The following is a 14,759-nucleotide window of genomic DNA, read 5'->3' as shown; positions in this document are numbered from 1 at the left end:
TTGATTAACCGCAGAGAACGCAGAGGACACAGAGTTTTTACTCTTAGAGATTTTGTCAGGTGCGCATGGCGCACCCTACTTTAACTTTAAAAATCAACCATTCGGCCGCTGAATAATTGTTTCAACTACCCGCCGCTTAACTTTTGGATCGATACCAATCAGCCGCACGTATTCGCCGCCATGTTCCGCCAAACAAGTTTCTAAAGATGCAACCACATCTTTTTCCTGTGCAGTTTGAATGGTCGCGCAACTTTGCCAAGAACCAGTCTTAAATCGGCGATTGTCTGCATATTCCATGCCAATTTTGCAGCCCCTTGCTAACAACTGCTGCACTTGTTGCAATACCTCGGAACTCAGCCGCGCAGCTTGACCGTTACCAACTTCAGAACTTGGCTCGACGTAAGCCTTATAATATTTCGAGGATGGATCGTTTAATTGGCTTTGCGTTGGCGCAGCAGCAGGAACATTGACGCTTCCGGGAACATTGAACAGCCGCGATTGGTTGTATTCATCTACTAAGCGCATTTCCTGCACCCGCTTTTGTTGGCCAACCATCAAACTGCCCATTTCTAATAAATGAGCGAGGCTGAAATTCGGGTTGGGAAAATCTGGCGGTGCTTCCAGAGTGTTTACCAAACGCTTGGAAACTCGCTCGATTCCTATTTTGTGAATGAATTCGCGGATTTGTTCGTCGTAAATGCGCGATCGCAAAGCGCTAAAAAAGTCGATCGCCTGATCGGCAAAATTATCCACTAACCCCACAATCTCGGTTTTTGACAATTTGTCCGACTCAAAAATTCCCCCAACAATCCCAATCTTATCATCCCGGCTGGGTTCCCAATAAAACTTTTCCATCCGCCCGTCGCGGATCAGCGGCGCGTACAGAGTAGAAAAGTCATTTCCGGTGACAATAATCGGCACTCGGTGCAGCGGTGTGTTGTCATAACTTCCCGGTAACTGCACGTTAGTTGGATTGTCCGCAATATTCATCAGAGTGGCATTGACCATCTGAGTATTGACAGTATATTGAGTAGTAGTATCGAACCTGCCAGCACCGGCATCCAAATCGTTAATAAAAATTGCACACATCTCGCCGCGCACCCGAATTTGCTCCGCAGCTTCCCGGTAGCGCAAGCGAATTAAACGCGCCGGATCTCCCGCATCGGGACTTTCTAATTCCCCGCCAGATATCATCACGGGTTCAAAGCCCATCCGCTGAAAAACCAGTTCGGCTTGAAAAGTTTTGCCTTCTCCTTTGCGGCCGTGAACTCCCAAAATTAGGGGAACTCTTACGCCGGGTAAATTTAAAAAGTTCTTCGTGATGTGCACCGCAACTTTATCGAGAAAGTTAGGAGAAATGTAATAACTCATCGGTAGATTTGTGAGGGATTTATTGCTGTTACTGTTATGAGTTTATGACAAAAGTAACATCCTACACCGCGAAGCTGGATTTTTACCGTACAATCGAGACCAGCACATGATTTTTTAAGGAGCAATTCGTGAGTCCACAAACCTTACTAAAAGAACCCTTAGTCCAAGTCGAAGCCAGCCCGTTTAGTCCCGAAAGCTTTGACAAATATGTAATGACGACCTACGGGCGTTTTAATATATCCCTGGAACGGGGCCTCGGCTGTCGCGTTTGGGATACCGAGGGCCGCGAATATCTCGATTTTGTGGCGGGTATTGCTACCTGCACTCTGGGACACGCCCACCCCGCAATGATTGCAGCGGTAACTCAGCAAATTCAGACCCTGCACCACGTTTCTAATCTTTATTACATCCCCGTACAGGGCGAGCTGGCAAAGTGGCTTGTAGACCATTCTTGCGCGGACAGAGCTTTCTTTTGCAACTCCGGCGCGGAAGCTAATGAAGCGGCGATTAAACTCGCCCGCAAGTACGCCCACGAAAAATTAAAGATCTCGAATCCGACAATCATCACCGCTGTTGCGAGTTTCCACGGGCGGACTTTGGCGACGATTACGGCGACGGGACAGCCTAAATATCAGAAGGGTTTTAGCCCGCTGGTTCCGGGATTTCACTATGTGCCTTATAACGATATTAGCGCGATCGAACTTGCGATCGACGAACTCGACAAAGACGAACGCCAAGTAGCTGCAATTATGCTGGAAGCGCTGCAAGGTGAAGGCGGAGTTCGCCCCGGAGATGTCGCCTACTTCCAGCGGATTCGGGAAATTTGCGACGAAAAAGGCATTTTGCTGATTCTCGATGAAGTGCAAGTCGGGATGGGGCGCAGTGGCAAATATTGGGGTTACGAAAATCTGGGGATTGAACCGGATATCTTTACCTCTGCGAAGGGGTTGGGCGGCGGTATCCCGATCGGCGCTATGCTGTGCAAGTCGAGCTGCGATGTGTTTGAACCGGGAAGTCACGCGAGCACTTTCGGCGGCAATCCTTTTGCCTGCGCTGTAGCTTTGTGCGTGTGCCAAACTTTAGAACGGGAAAACCTTCTGGAAAACGTCCAGCAGCGCGGAAAACAGTTGAAAGCTGGCCTCAACAAGCTGGCGGCCGCATATCCGCATTTGATTGCTGAGGTGCGCGGCTGGGGCTTGATTGTGGGGATGGAATTGCAGGCTGATATCCCGCTGACATCGGGTGATATTGTTAAATCTGCGATCGCCGCTGGTGTGCTGTTGGTTCCCGCAGGGCCCAAAGTGCTGAGGTTTGTTCCGCCGCTGATTGTCTCTGCTGCTGAAGTCGATCGGGCTTTGCTTGCCGTTGAGTCAGCGTTGCGCTCTCAAGCGGTACACTAAATCTACTGAGTTGATTTTAGTTGGCTTTAGGGCTACAACTGGCGATCGCCATCTGTCGGCGCGTTATTGAGACTAAACCCGGTTTATTTCGAGATTTCTCGTTAGAAAACCCTATAGTTGCCAAAAAATCCGGTTTCGCAGTCTAAAATCTATCAGGGTAAAAATTAAACCCGCCCCGCTGCAAGTCAGTCGGGGCGGGTTTGTCAAGTTTAGGACTTGCACAGAAACCTGTTTTTTTAGGCAAATACGTGGTGGCGATAGTTATGGTAGAAAAAGCTAGTTTCTTTAATCTCCCTCGGCGACTCCTACCTCCGGTTAGAGATTGAAATTTAAACCAGGAGGTGATTTAATTGCTGCACAGAAGCAGCGATCGTATCGTTAATAGTTCGGCGGAATGCACGATGGACGAACAGCGTCGCGAAACTGATGTTAATATGCTCCGAGCGCTGCTGTCCAATCCTGTGGACTCAGGAATAGATTTGATTTTGAAGACTGACTCAAAGTCGATCGACTTTGGGTTCGTGCAAACACTTTACTTGGAAGTGCCGGCACTGACGCGAGACAGTTTGCTCAAAGCTGCTAAATTTTTCCAAAGGACGATCGAACCCTTAGAATCTGCAAAGGGCAATTCTAGAACCGGGGTAGCATATCTGGTTTTTTTAGCAGAAGTATTGCAAGCAGTGGCGCGCAGCCCTGATTCGCAGCACGTGTACGCGCTACTGAAAACCAATTTAGACAAACTCGACCAGAATTTTGCACAACTGCTGCGCCGCTGGGCAACTTTGACGCTTGCTGCGGCCAAAGAATCCGAGGCGATGCGTATTGCAGCTTCGATCGGCAATCTCAGCAACAAAATTGGGCGGTTTCCCCTCGGTAGCAAGGCCAATAACTTGGAAATCGAAATTGCTGGTTACGAAACAGTTGCTAAGGTGTTTACCCGCAAAGACTTTCCCCAAGAGTGGGCGACGCTGCAAAACAATCTGGGTAACGCTTACACCGATCGCCCTAAAGGTGATAAAGCTCAAAATATCGAAATTGCGATCGCTTGCTTTGAAAATGCCCTGCAAATGCGGACTCGCGAACAGTACCCATCCCAGTGGGCGACGCTGCAAAACAATCTGGGAAGCGCTTACAGCGATCGCCTCAGGGGAGATTTGGCAGACAATCTCGAACGCGCCGTCGCCTGCTATCAAAACGCACTGCAAGTTCGCACCCGCGAGGCTTTCGGGGGAGACTGGGCGAGCACTCAAAACAATCTCGGCCGCGCTTACAACCGCCGGCTGCGGGGCGACAAAGCCCAAAATCTGGAACTGGCAGTTGCTTGCTATCAAAATGCTTTGCAAGTCTACAACCGCAAGGTGTTTCCCCGGCGCTGGGCGACGACTCAAAATAATTTGGCAAATGCTTACTGCGAGTTGCTGCGGGGGAACCGAGCCGAAAATCTTGAATACGCCGTCACCTGCTACCAGAGAGCTTTGCAAGTGCGGACTCGGGAAGCTTTGCCGCTCCAGTGGGCGACGACTCAAAGGAATTTGGGCCGGGTGTTTATGGATCGGATTAAAGGCGATCCGGTGGACAATGTGGAAATGGCGATCGCCTGCTTTCAAAATGCTTTGCAAGTCTACACCCGCACCAAATTTCCCGAAGCTTGGGCTTGGATTCAAACTTACCTGGGCAGGATCTACAGCCTGCGGGTGACAGGGGAAAAAGCCGAAAATACCGAAATGGCGATCGCCTGCTATCAAAATGCTTTGCTCTTTTGCAACCGCCAAAAAACTCCCGAACGCTGGGCAATGCTCTGTGCCTACCTCGGACGCGCTTTCAGCGAACACCTCAAAGGCGAAAAAAACCGCAACCTCAAAAGCGCGATCGTCTGGTACCAAAATGCCTGCCAAGTCTACACCCAGTCGTCGGCTCCCAACCGTTGGGCGATGCTGCAAATTTATCTCGGGCGCGCTTTTGCCCAACTGACGGAGACGGAAAACTCGTCTCACCTGGAGCGCGCGATCGCCTGCTATCACAGTGCCGGCCAAGTCTACACTCGCGAAACCTATCCCCACCGCTGGGCTCAGATTTTATTTTATTTGGGTCAAGCTTACCGAGTTCGAGGCGAGTTGTTTCGCGCCTACGGCGTGTTTGCTGCTGCTGTCGAGGCTGTGGAATTCTTGCGCTGCGAAGTTGGGGTGGATGCCGCCGATTTGGGCGATCGGGCGAGTACCGCCAAAGCTAAATTAGCCCGCACTTGGACTGAACTCTATCAAGGCCTGGTGGAAGTTTGCTTAGAACTTGGCCCCAACCAGCCGGAATATCGCGCTAAAGCCCTGGAATACGCCGAACGCCACAAAAATCGAAATTTGGTAGAACTGCTGGTTAAATGCCAGTTGATGCCGAAAGGTGACATTCCCGCAGCGGTGCTGGGCGAGCTGGAGTCGCTGCAACTGGAAATAGCCAGGGAACAGCGCCACCAAGAACAGCGAGAGTCTGAGTACAAGACTACCTTGATGTCTGAGGGCGACAGCCAAGGTTTGAACAGCGGTTCTCTGCTGCCGAACTCGGATTTCATGCACTTAAATCAATTGTGGCAGCAGTTGGATGGGTTGATTGCTCGATCGGTGCAGGCAAACGACCCTTTCTTCAGCCTAGCTCGCAAAGTTGAACCGATTACTTTCGAGCAAATTTGCCAATTGTTGCCGGATGCCAATTGCGCTGCTGTGGTGTGGGCGAATTTGGGGGATTTGCTGGTGGCTTTTGTGGTGGTGAAGAGTGCAAAATATCCCGCCGTTCACCTGTGTTCGCCGGAAAATGCTGTGGCTGCCGAAAGTTGGGCCCTGGAGTATCTCAGCGCTTATTCTGAACAAAAAGGTCGTTGGATCAATCATCTCCCGGCTCGCCTCAAACGTTTGGCTGCGCTGCTGGAAATCGATCGAGTGGTGGCGCTGATTCCCCAGAATTGCGATCGGCTGATTTTTGTGCCGCACCGATTTTTGCACGCTTTGCCGCTCCACGCTTTGCCTCTGGGGGTGAGAGAGGGGTTTGAAAGCGGCGGGGGCAGTTTTAGGTCTAATTGGGGATCGAACAGCGGTTTTGATGTGGAGACGCACAGCGGTGCGGATTTTTCTCAAGGTTCGGCTTTTGGGGAGGTTGCAGCGCCTGTTTATTTGATCGATCGATTTGCTGGAGGAATTCGCTATGCTCCTAGCTGTCAGCTTTTGCGGTTGAAACAAATCGCGCGCAGCGCTGCTATTGGCCGCTACAGACCGCGTTTGCAGCACATTTTGGCAGTTCCCACTTTCAACAAAAATTCGCTCTACAGCAACATTGAAATCGGCACTATTTCCCAGTATTTTTCTAGTGCAGAAGTTTTGCGCCAGAAGCCAGTCATTAAACAGGCTTTTTCCCGAGCAATGTCTGGGAATCACGGGCATTTCCTCCGGCCAACAGGGCAGTTGCAGCAGAAAAACTGCGCTCACTTTGCTTGTTTGAGTTGGCTCGATCTGGCTGTGCCTCTCAACTCTGCGGTGTGTTTGAGGAAGGATTCTCTGAGTTTGGAAGAAATTTTTAATCTGGATTTTCGGCAATACTTTTTAGTTACTTTATCGGCTTGCGAAATTGCCGCCGGCTCCCAGGGCGGTACTACAGATTTTGTCGGTTTGTCGGCGGGTTTTTTGTATGCTGGTACGTCTAGTGTTGTCAGCAGTCTTTGGAAGGTGAACGATGTTTCAACGCTGCTGTTGACGAGCAAGTTTTATGAAAATCTCGGACACTTTCCTCGGTTGCAGGTGGGAGATGTGGCGCGAGCGCTTTCGGACGCTCAAAGGTGGCTGCGGGATTTGACTGGCGAGGAGTTGGAGGTGTTGCTGGCGGATTTTCAACCTCAGATTGCGCAAACGTTCGATCGGCTTTCTCAAAGTTCTCGCCTGATTGCGGAGGCTTCTTTGCAGCAAATTCGCAACCGCAAACGCTGTCCTTTTGCTAGTCCCTATCACTGGGCAGCTTTTACGGCTACTGGGGTTTAGTCAGTTGACAGTTGACAGTTGACAGTTGTCAGTTGTCAGTTGACAGTTGACAGTTGACAGTTGACAGTTGTCATTAGTCATTAGTCATACAAAATCCGGCTTAAATACCCCGTTTATTTCTTAGTCCGCGGAGGCGGACATCGTTTGTCTAGGCGCGATTTCAATCGTACGTCCGCTCTTTAAGGCGGATTTAACGCGGATTTGAGAGCGTTAAACCATCAAAAAACCCGACACTGACAATATATTTAAAATTGTCAGTGTCGGGTACAATTCAACTAATTACGAGCAAAAATTTAGGATTTTTTGCCGAGAATTTGTTCTTTCAAAGCTTGAATTTCTTGACCTAATTGTTGGCGGTTGGAAGAGCGCAACAAATAGCGATATACAAACCACGCGGTGTATCCGATCCCAATCAGCTCGAATGTGGGTGCTAGCAGGGGGATGTCATTGAGTTCGTCTACTATGCCCAAAAGCACTTTCAAAGAGACAATCGAGGCTAAAATTACACCGACAACTGTCAGAGGACTTTTGTACTGCTCGTAAAAGCTGCCGATGTAAGCGGGAAACTCCGACAAAATTGAGATAATTTGTTCTTTGATTTGCTGGGTCTGACTTGGCGGTTCTTCGGTAATTATAACTTTTGTGGTACCGCTCGAACTGCCTGCTTCATTTTCAGCAGGAATTTCGGTGATAATAACGGTTGTTTCTGGTTCGTTTGATGAAGTCATTTCTCCACTCGCAATAGTTTTTTGCTGGTTGGCGGCAGGTATTTCAACTGCTGCTGCGGCTATTTCAACGGTCGAAATATCGACTGCTGAAACCTCCGTTCCGACTGTTGAAACAGTCGGGGTTTCGACTGCTGTAACTTCCGCTGCCGGTTCAACAGTCGGTGTTTCGACTGCTGTAACTTCCGCTGCTGTTTCAACAGTCGGTGTTTCGACTGCTGTAACTTCCGCTGCTGGTTCTGCTACCGGGGTTGCGACTGTTTCAACAGTTGGTGTTTCGACTGCTGAAACTTCCACTGCTGGCTGTTCCGGGGCGGAAGTTTCAGCGGGAATTGGGGTGGAAGTTTCGGCTTTGATTTGTTCTGGGGTAGGAGTTTCGGCCACGGCACCACCAGCCGACAAATTCAAGTTGCTAACGGCATCAAGCAAGCGGGTTTTAGCCGTTCCTCGCTGGTGAAGGATTACCCAAGATTCTATCAGGTCGGGGCCGTGCATTGCACCTGTCAGAGCTGCTCTGAGCGATCGCATAATCAGCCCTTTGTTAAGATTTTTCTCTTTACTGAGCTTTTTAGTGATTTTCTGAGCTTCGGCGGATGTCAGGGTAGAATGAGTTTCGAGAACTTCTAGAACTGCTTGTAAAGCCTCCGCTGCTCCTGATTGCTGCAACTGCGCCAGTGCTTCTTCTTCGTATTCCAATGTTGGGGAGAAGAACAACTTGCACATACCGACAGCATCGGTTAAGCGAACGAGACTTGCGCCGATTAAAGCAGCTATTTGTTCCAGCCAGGGGCGGTCTGCCTCGGCGTCAAACTCGTAACCGGCTTTCTGCCAATAAGGTATCAGCAAATCTGTCAATTGCGGCACTGGCATTTTGTGCAGGTATTGACCGTTAAGCCAATTCAGTTTATCCCAGTCAAATTTTGCACCAGCTTTGTTGACTCGATAGAATGTAAATAATTCTGCTGCTTCCGACAGTGTAAATATTTCCTGCGTTGAATCCGGCGGAGTCCAACCCAGCAAAGTCATGTAATTGACTAAAGCTTCGGGGATGTAACCCATATCTTTGAAGTCAGAAATGGAGGTTACGCCATCGCGTTTAGAAAGCTTTTGCCCTTGCGCGTTTAAAATCAGCGGCGTGTGGGCAAATTCTGGGATTGTCGCGCCCAAAGCTTCGTAGAGCAATATTTGTTTCGGAGTATTGCCGATGTGATCTTCGCCGCGGATGACGTGGGTGATGGCCATGTCGATGTCATCGACAACTACGGCGAGGTTGTAGAGGGGTTGGCCGATGACGCCGCCGCTGGATGCCCGGGCAATTACCATGTCGCCGCCGAGGTCGCTACCTTTCCAGGTTACGGTGTCGCGCACCATGTCGTTCCAACAAATTGTGCGATCGTCATCAATGATAAACCGAATCACAGCTTGCCGCCCTTCGCCTTCAAAAGCTGCGCGCTGTTTGCTTGTCAAGTTGCGGTGGCGGTTGTCGTAGCGGGGCGCTTGTTTGTTGGCTTTTTGTGTTTCCCGCATTTCGTCGAGTTCTTCCGACGTGGTGTAGCAGCGGTAGGCGAGTCCTTTGTCTAGCAGGGTTTGGACTGCTTGGCGGTAGATTTCCAGACGCTGCGACTGAAAACTCGGGCCTTCGTCCCAGTTCATCCCCAGCCATGTGAGTCCTTCGAGGATGTTATCGGTGTATTCGCTTTTAGAACGTTCGACATCTGTGTCTTCTACCCGCAGGATGAATGTGCCGCCTTGGTTGCGGGCAAACAGCCAGTTAAAGACGGCGGTTCTGGCGGTACCGATGTGGAGGTTTCCGGTGGGACTGGGGGCTAGACGGACTCTGACGTTCATGTATCTTTTTGCTTTTAGATTGGGGGCGATTTGCTGGTTGGGGGATTTGCTGATGTTTAAGACTTCAAATTTTATTATATTTTGTTGCCGGCTTAAAAGTTGTGCTTGGCAGTTGCTTTGCCTCGAATTGCTCGATCGTGCGCTTCGCCGGCGATCGGGCGAAAGTCTCGGCCAAGGCAGCAGACGGCATCTTGATGATATTAGCATTGCGGGCGGCCAAGACTGGATTCACCTTTGGGACTATTTTTCAAAGCACCTGATAACTATTAATGCTTGTAAAATGTTTGTGTGCGATCGATCTTCAAATATATTTACCTATGTCTGCTGCTAAAACTGAGTTTTCCGAATCTGTTGAGGTTAAGCCGTCTTGGCAAATCGAATTGCTGTACGACGCTGAATGTCCGCTGTGCGTGCGAGAGGTGAATTTTTTGAAGAAACGGGATGCGGGGCGAGGTTTGGTGTCGTTTGTGGATATTGCGGAGGATGGCTACAACCCGGAAGCCCACGGCGGAATCGACTACGAAACGGCGATGGGCCGGATTCACGCGGTGTTACCCGACGGTACGGCAATTAAAAATGTAGAGGTTTTCCGCCGCATTTATGAGATTCTGGGGATGGGCTGGATTTATGCTGTTACTAAGTTGCCGGTGATTGGGACGATCGCCAATTGGCTGTACGGAATTTGGGCCGGCTGGCGGCTGAGGTTGACCGGAAGACAGGATTTAGCAACTATTATGAGCGATCGAACTGCACGGATCGAGTGCGAAACTCAAGGCCGCTGTCGGCCCAAGTCGGAATGAGTCATATTGAGTAAGTGCGATCGACCGATTTGCAGATTTCAGCAGAAACAAACTGCAACTAAGATTAGAGCAGGAGAAAAAATGGAAGACGCAGGATATAAAGTTTTCCTGGGCTTCGGCGGCTTTTGGGTAGTCATGGGAATTGTAGCTGTGACTTTCCTCTTCAAATCCGACGGTCAAAAACTTAAGCTTGGCAAATGGGGACTGTTGGTGGCTATTCCGATCCTAGTGCCGATCGCCCTGGTGTTATTTTATCAGATTGCCCGACCGTTTATTATCTCGCATCTGTGACCTGAGAATCGCTGCAACTCAAGTATTATTGCTCAGTTGTTTCGGGCGAGCGCAATTCCTCGCTCACCCATTGACGCAAAGCTCGAATTATGGCATTATCATCTTGACTTTCTGCCATCTGCAAAAATTGATTGAGCATTGCAGCAGAAAGGATGGGAAATGTCGGACTGCGATCGCAAATAATATATTCCCGATTTTGCAATTGATAAATTTGTACGCTTTGTCCCGAATACCGCCAAAATTCAGGAATTTCTAGCTGTGTGTAAACCACAAACCGATTAGAAGAAGGACTGGTAATATCAACTTCTATCACCAAGTCTGGCGGCGGATCGGTTGAGATGTCAAGCCTTCTCCCTAGAATGCGATCGACATTTTGGATATAAAAACACGAATCTGGTTCTGCACCTTGTTTTAAATCTTCACGGTTGAGAGTTGTCGAACCAAATCCCTTGATTTTCAAGTCCAACTCTTCAGTCAAAGCTGTAACAATCCGTTTTAGCAAACAATTAATTGTTTCATGCAAGTCTGATGGCATGATAATTTCCAAGACTCCTTGAGAATATGAAAATCGCGAGGATCTCTTGTCTCCCGCTTCTGTTAATAAGCTTTCATAAGTCTGCCAACTGATATTAGATAATACTATCCGTTGTGTAGTTTTTTCCGGTGAGGGCTTAATGGGCGTAACGAGCATATTTTCCCACTCCTTAATCATGTCCGGTTATTTAACTATCATAAGTTCGCACTCAGGACTTTAGTCCTTGTTTACATTTTTGAGGACTAAAGTCCTTACTACAAACGAACTTAATCTAGAACAAGGCTGATTAAAGCCTTAGACTTTTGATTTACGAGAGAACGGGACAGACGGGGCTCGAACCCGCAACTTCCGCCGTGACAGGGCGGTGCTCTAACCAATTGAACTACTGTCCCTCGTTTTGCCTTTCTTTCAGGCACAATTTCTATTATGCCTATAACCTCACCTTTTGTCAAGAGGTTTTTTGAACTTTTATTTGGAAGCCCAAAATTTGAGTCTCTTGCAGGGGACTGAAGTTGTTGTCGCTCACCAAAATCAGACCTCTGCTACCATCGGCTAACTCGGGGCCAAATGTCAAGCCCTCAATGTTGTCTAGGGGGATTTTCAGGGTTTCCAAATCCAGCAGCAGCCGTTTTTTAGCGGGGGAAAGCTCGCTGGGACTGCTTTTGAGGCTTGGGAGTGCTTCAATGCGATCGGCTTTTTCTAAGGAAATCTCAAATAATCTAACAGTAATGCCGGTTTCCAGGGAGAAAGCGCGCTCTAAACTCAGCAAGCGGTTATTATCGATCGCCAATAAATCCACTAAACCGTTGCTAGTTAATTTTCCCACAGGATTCGCGCCGGCGGGTAGCGGTTCGGTGATGTAGGCAAAAGAGGCATCTGGATTGCCGCTGACTGCATCGTACCGCAAAATCCGGCACGGGCTGCCCTTTTCCAGGGAAGGCACGGCGCCATCTTGTACGATAGCGTTTTCGGTGGCGGTAAAGAGGTATTTTTGGTCTGGCGTTAGAGTCAAACTTTCAAAAGCGAGATTATTGCGAATGCCTTTAGTGCCTTTGTCGTCGGGCAAAAATAGTTCAGGAATGGGCAGCGTTTTCAGCAGTTTACCATCGAGGGAGAATTCTTTGACAAAAGGAGCGATTTGGCGATCGACATCTCCCTCAGAAGAAACAAACACGCTATTGCCAGTAAAAGCTATTCCTTCCGGATCTAAACTTAAATTCGGAAAACTTTCGCCGTTTTCATCTAATAAAGTAGTAACGCCAGTAAATGCAATATTTTCTTTTTCCAGCTTACCAGATTGCAAGCTGTTTATTTTGAGAGTATAGAAGCGCGCCGGAGCCTTGCTGCTGCGGTCATCAGAAATGGCATAATAAACTTGTTTGTCGGCATCATAAGTAATGCCCGAAAGCCCGCCAATTTCCGTCCCCTGAAACGGAGAACCCGTAGGAAATATTGCTCTGCCGATAAAATCTATTTTGGTGACAGCGAAAGATTGGGCTGACAGGTTTACCAAAATAGTAACAGTTGCTGCCACCAAAAAACAGGCAATAAATATAGTTGCTTTTGCTAAATTTCGCATTGTACGAATAAATCCGTTGTTAAACTATTCCACTTTTGACCCACATATTTGGGGCGGGCAAGATGCCCACCCCACAAGAATTTTACCGGATGCCCACCCAAAACAATAAGAGTTTTCAAAATGCAAATTAAATGTTTTTTAGCTTACCTATCTTCTTCTCTTTCGTCTTTCGCGGCCTTAGCGTCTTCGCGGTTCGTTAAATCATAAAATCACTGTTTCTGGCTTAGCAAAAAATTGGTCAACCAATCTTTAACGACGTAAGTAGCACGACAGTCGTCCTCATTGTAGCGGACGATCGCCTCCAAGATCGATCGATCGCCCGTTTTGAGCCAATCATCGTACCAGCAGACACACTGAGCACCATTAGCCTTAGCATCACGCCAGTCAAAACCCAGCCAACGGGCAATGGGTTTGAGCGCGTAACTTTCCACCGGCATAATCGCTTTTTGCGTAACTTGCTTGTGAATATCCACAAACCGTTTCAACACGGGCTTCCACAAATAAGCCGGAGTTTTGTAAAGTTTAGCTAGGCGTTTAAAAGTTTTGACTTCGTAGTCGCAAAAGTGGAAAATGGGAGCAATGGGATAAGCCCACATTAATTCTAAAAATTGCTCCCAGATTGCACCTTCCTCGGCTGCGGATTCTGCCAGGAAACCGTGGAATTTTTCAGTATTGTTGTACCTGTCCACAACTAAGACTCCGTGGAGATAATCTAAGTTCATCTCCGGTTCCGCTTCAATGTCAAAGTAGAGTTCGATTGGGGCGATCGGCAAAAACACAGATTGAGAATAAGGAATTGGCTTGCTGCGGAGAATTGGCGCTGGTTTAGAAGGTGCAGTAGATTTATTTTCTGTAGCCTTTACCAACTCAATATTAGCTATTACTAAACGATTTATTGCATTTTCTGGTATTCTTATAAACTGATTAACCTCTGCCACAACCGAACCTACATCCGTGACATCCGCTAAATCCGCGACAAAATCCGCTGCCGAACCTACATCCGTGACATCCGCTAAATCCGCGACAAAATCCGCTGCCGAACCTGCATCCGTGACATCCGCTAAATCCGCTACAGAATCCGCTGCCGAACTTCTTTCTTCCCGCAACAGCGGTTGATTTAGCAAATGAGATTGAGCTTGCCGCACCACATCAAAAGCCACTCCATCGGGAAATTCTGGATAGTCAGCAAGCAATGCGGAACTAGCATTAGCGAGAGATTTTACATCAGTAATTTTGAGAGTCTTTAATCTAGCATAGCGGCCGGCCGTAACTCCCGGCAATAACGAAAGATGTTTAATAGATTCTGCTTCTGCATGACAGATAGTATACCAACCGCAAAGATTGCACTTTTGGCGGGAGATGAACACCTCTGGTTTATCCCGATTTTCGATCATCTGAATGCAGTTATCTAAAATCTCGAACATCTGAGGAGTTCGCTGATCGAGATTGACTTGCCAAGGCCCTTTTGTTCGCAGCATCAGCCACGCAGTCTCTGGCATTGTTCCCTGCATGGAAGCCAACACTTGGGCGTGAAAAGCTGCAATAATTTGATAGTCTAGTTTCGGTCTTTTGCTAAGCCAAATATCCGCAGTAGCATAACTCCAATCGCCAAATTTCGATTGTCCGGGCTGTTTGATTAATAAATGCGGGCGGCTGACGAGGGTAATGTTTGAAGAGTGTAGGATTGAGGAGGAAAGATGAACGGAAGTTTCGGGAATTTCGCTAATTTCTGGGAAATATTGATTGTCAATTCCTACTAGAGAATCTGTTACACCGCTGATTTTGCCGAATTCGCCCTGGACAAGAACTCCTCGATAAATGCGATCGACTCCTTGCTGCATTAAACTCAAAGTAGCAGCCGCCCCAGCTTCCCAATCCCCTCTAGGATAAAATGGTTGTTGGTAAGTCTCGTGTTCCAAAACCTGCTGCTGATACGTCCCGCTGTCGCGCATCAGTTTCAGCAGAAAGTCGCTGGGGGGGTCTTGTTGTTTCCAGTCTCCGCAGGTGTCTAAAAATGCTCGGAGATTGCATCGCTGGTAGGAAAGTAGTAGTTTGTCAGTTATTAACATTTAGTGTTCGCAAGGCATAGAATAATTAGAAGCAAGTTCGGCAACGGATTTTGTAACGGATGTAACGGATAGAATTCTTAATTCTGAAGTCTGAATTCAGAATAAAAAAGGAAAAAGGAAGAATA

The 14,759-nt window shown here is 48.2% G+C and carries 10 protein-coding genes, 1 tRNA gene and 1 pseudogene; 4 read left to right on the top strand and 8 right to left on the bottom strand.

The annotated features are described in order from the left end of the window. Positions 1–93: 93 nt before the first annotated feature. Positions 94–1,371: a ribulose bisphosphate carboxylase small subunit gene (locus QUB68_RS28625; RefSeq protein ID WP_332998294.1), complete on the bottom strand. Its 1,278-nt coding sequence runs from the start codon at positions 1,369–1,371 to the stop codon at positions 94–96. A 128-nt stretch (positions 1,372–1,499) separates the two neighbouring features. Between QUB68_RS28625 and QUB68_RS28620 the strand changes: the two genes are divergently transcribed. After that, a complete protein-coding gene (locus QUB68_RS28620; protein WP_332998293.1) occupies positions 1,500–2,771 on the top strand; it encodes an aspartate aminotransferase family protein in 1,272 nt (423 codons plus the stop codon). 350 nt (positions 2,772–3,121) lie between these two features. Beyond that, positions 3,122–6,787 carry a CHAT domain-containing protein gene (locus QUB68_RS28615; protein WP_332998292.1) on the top strand — a complete coding sequence of 1,222 codons (3,666 nt, stop codon included), beginning with the start codon at positions 3,122–3,124 and terminating at the stop codon, positions 6,785–6,787. Between the two features lie 293 nt (positions 6,788–7,080). Here QUB68_RS28615 and QUB68_RS28610 read toward each other — a convergent pair whose 3' ends face one another. The 3 genes and pseudogenes from QUB68_RS28610 to QUB68_RS28600 form a co-directional block, all read right to left on the bottom strand. Then, positions 7,081–7,515 (bottom strand): CAAD domain-containing protein, encoded by a 435-nt coding sequence (locus QUB68_RS28610; RefSeq protein ID WP_332998325.1) that lies wholly within the window; start codon positions 7,513–7,515, stop codon positions 7,081–7,083. Between the two features lie 423 nt (positions 7,516–7,938). Beyond that, positions 7,939–9,360 (bottom strand): annotated as a pseudogene (gene gltX / locus QUB68_RS28605) (glutamate--tRNA ligase); the annotation flags it as partial. A 64-nt stretch (positions 9,361–9,424) separates the two neighbouring features. Further along, the gene (locus QUB68_RS28600) at positions 9,425–9,592 is read right to left on the bottom strand and encodes a hypothetical protein (protein WP_332998291.1); all 168 of its coding nucleotides are present in this window, start codon (positions 9,590–9,592) and stop codon (positions 9,425–9,427) included. A gap of 85 nt (positions 9,593–9,677) precedes the next feature. Between QUB68_RS28600 and QUB68_RS28595 the strand changes: the two genes are divergently transcribed. Together QUB68_RS28595 and QUB68_RS28590 are read left to right on the top strand one after the other, a co-directional pair. Next, entirely contained in the window at positions 9,678–10,160 is a 483-nt protein-coding gene (locus tag QUB68_RS28595; protein WP_332998290.1) for a thiol-disulfide oxidoreductase DCC family protein, read from the top strand. A gap of 81 nt (positions 10,161–10,241) precedes the next feature. Then, positions 10,242–10,451, top strand: coding sequence for a hypothetical protein (locus QUB68_RS28590; RefSeq protein ID WP_332998289.1), 210 nt, complete (start codon positions 10,242–10,244; stop codon positions 10,449–10,451). A 25-nt stretch (positions 10,452–10,476) separates the two neighbouring features. Here the strand turns inward: QUB68_RS28590 and QUB68_RS28585 are convergent, their stop codons facing one another. From QUB68_RS28585 to QUB68_RS28570, 4 genes are all read right to left on the bottom strand, one after another. Next, positions 10,477–11,142, bottom strand: a complete 666-nt coding sequence (locus QUB68_RS28585) for a Uma2 family endonuclease (RefSeq protein WP_332998288.1) — start codon at positions 11,140–11,142, stop codon at positions 10,477–10,479. A 162-nt stretch (positions 11,143–11,304) separates the two neighbouring features. After that, a tRNA-Asp gene (locus QUB68_RS28580) sits at positions 11,305–11,378 on the bottom strand. A 56-nt stretch (positions 11,379–11,434) separates the two neighbouring features. Then, a complete protein-coding gene (locus tag QUB68_RS28575) occupies positions 11,435–12,565 on the bottom strand; it encodes an esterase-like activity of phytase family protein (RefSeq protein WP_332998287.1) in 1,131 nt (376 codons plus the stop codon). Between the two features lie 209 nt (positions 12,566–12,774). After that, complete coding sequence (locus tag QUB68_RS28570) at positions 12,775–14,634, bottom strand: TM0106 family RecB-like putative nuclease (protein WP_332998286.1); 1,860 nt, start codon at positions 14,632–14,634, stop codon at positions 12,775–12,777. Between the last annotated feature and the right edge of the window lie 125 nt (positions 14,635–14,759).

Origin of the sequence: Microcoleus sp. A006_D1 (assembly GCF_036702805.1) — a bacterium.
Taxonomy (GTDB): domain Bacteria; phylum Cyanobacteriota; class Cyanobacteriia; order Cyanobacteriales; family Microcoleaceae; genus Microcoleus.
Note: the sequence above shows the minus strand (reverse complement) of the source record. Positions and strands in the feature narration are given on the sequence as shown.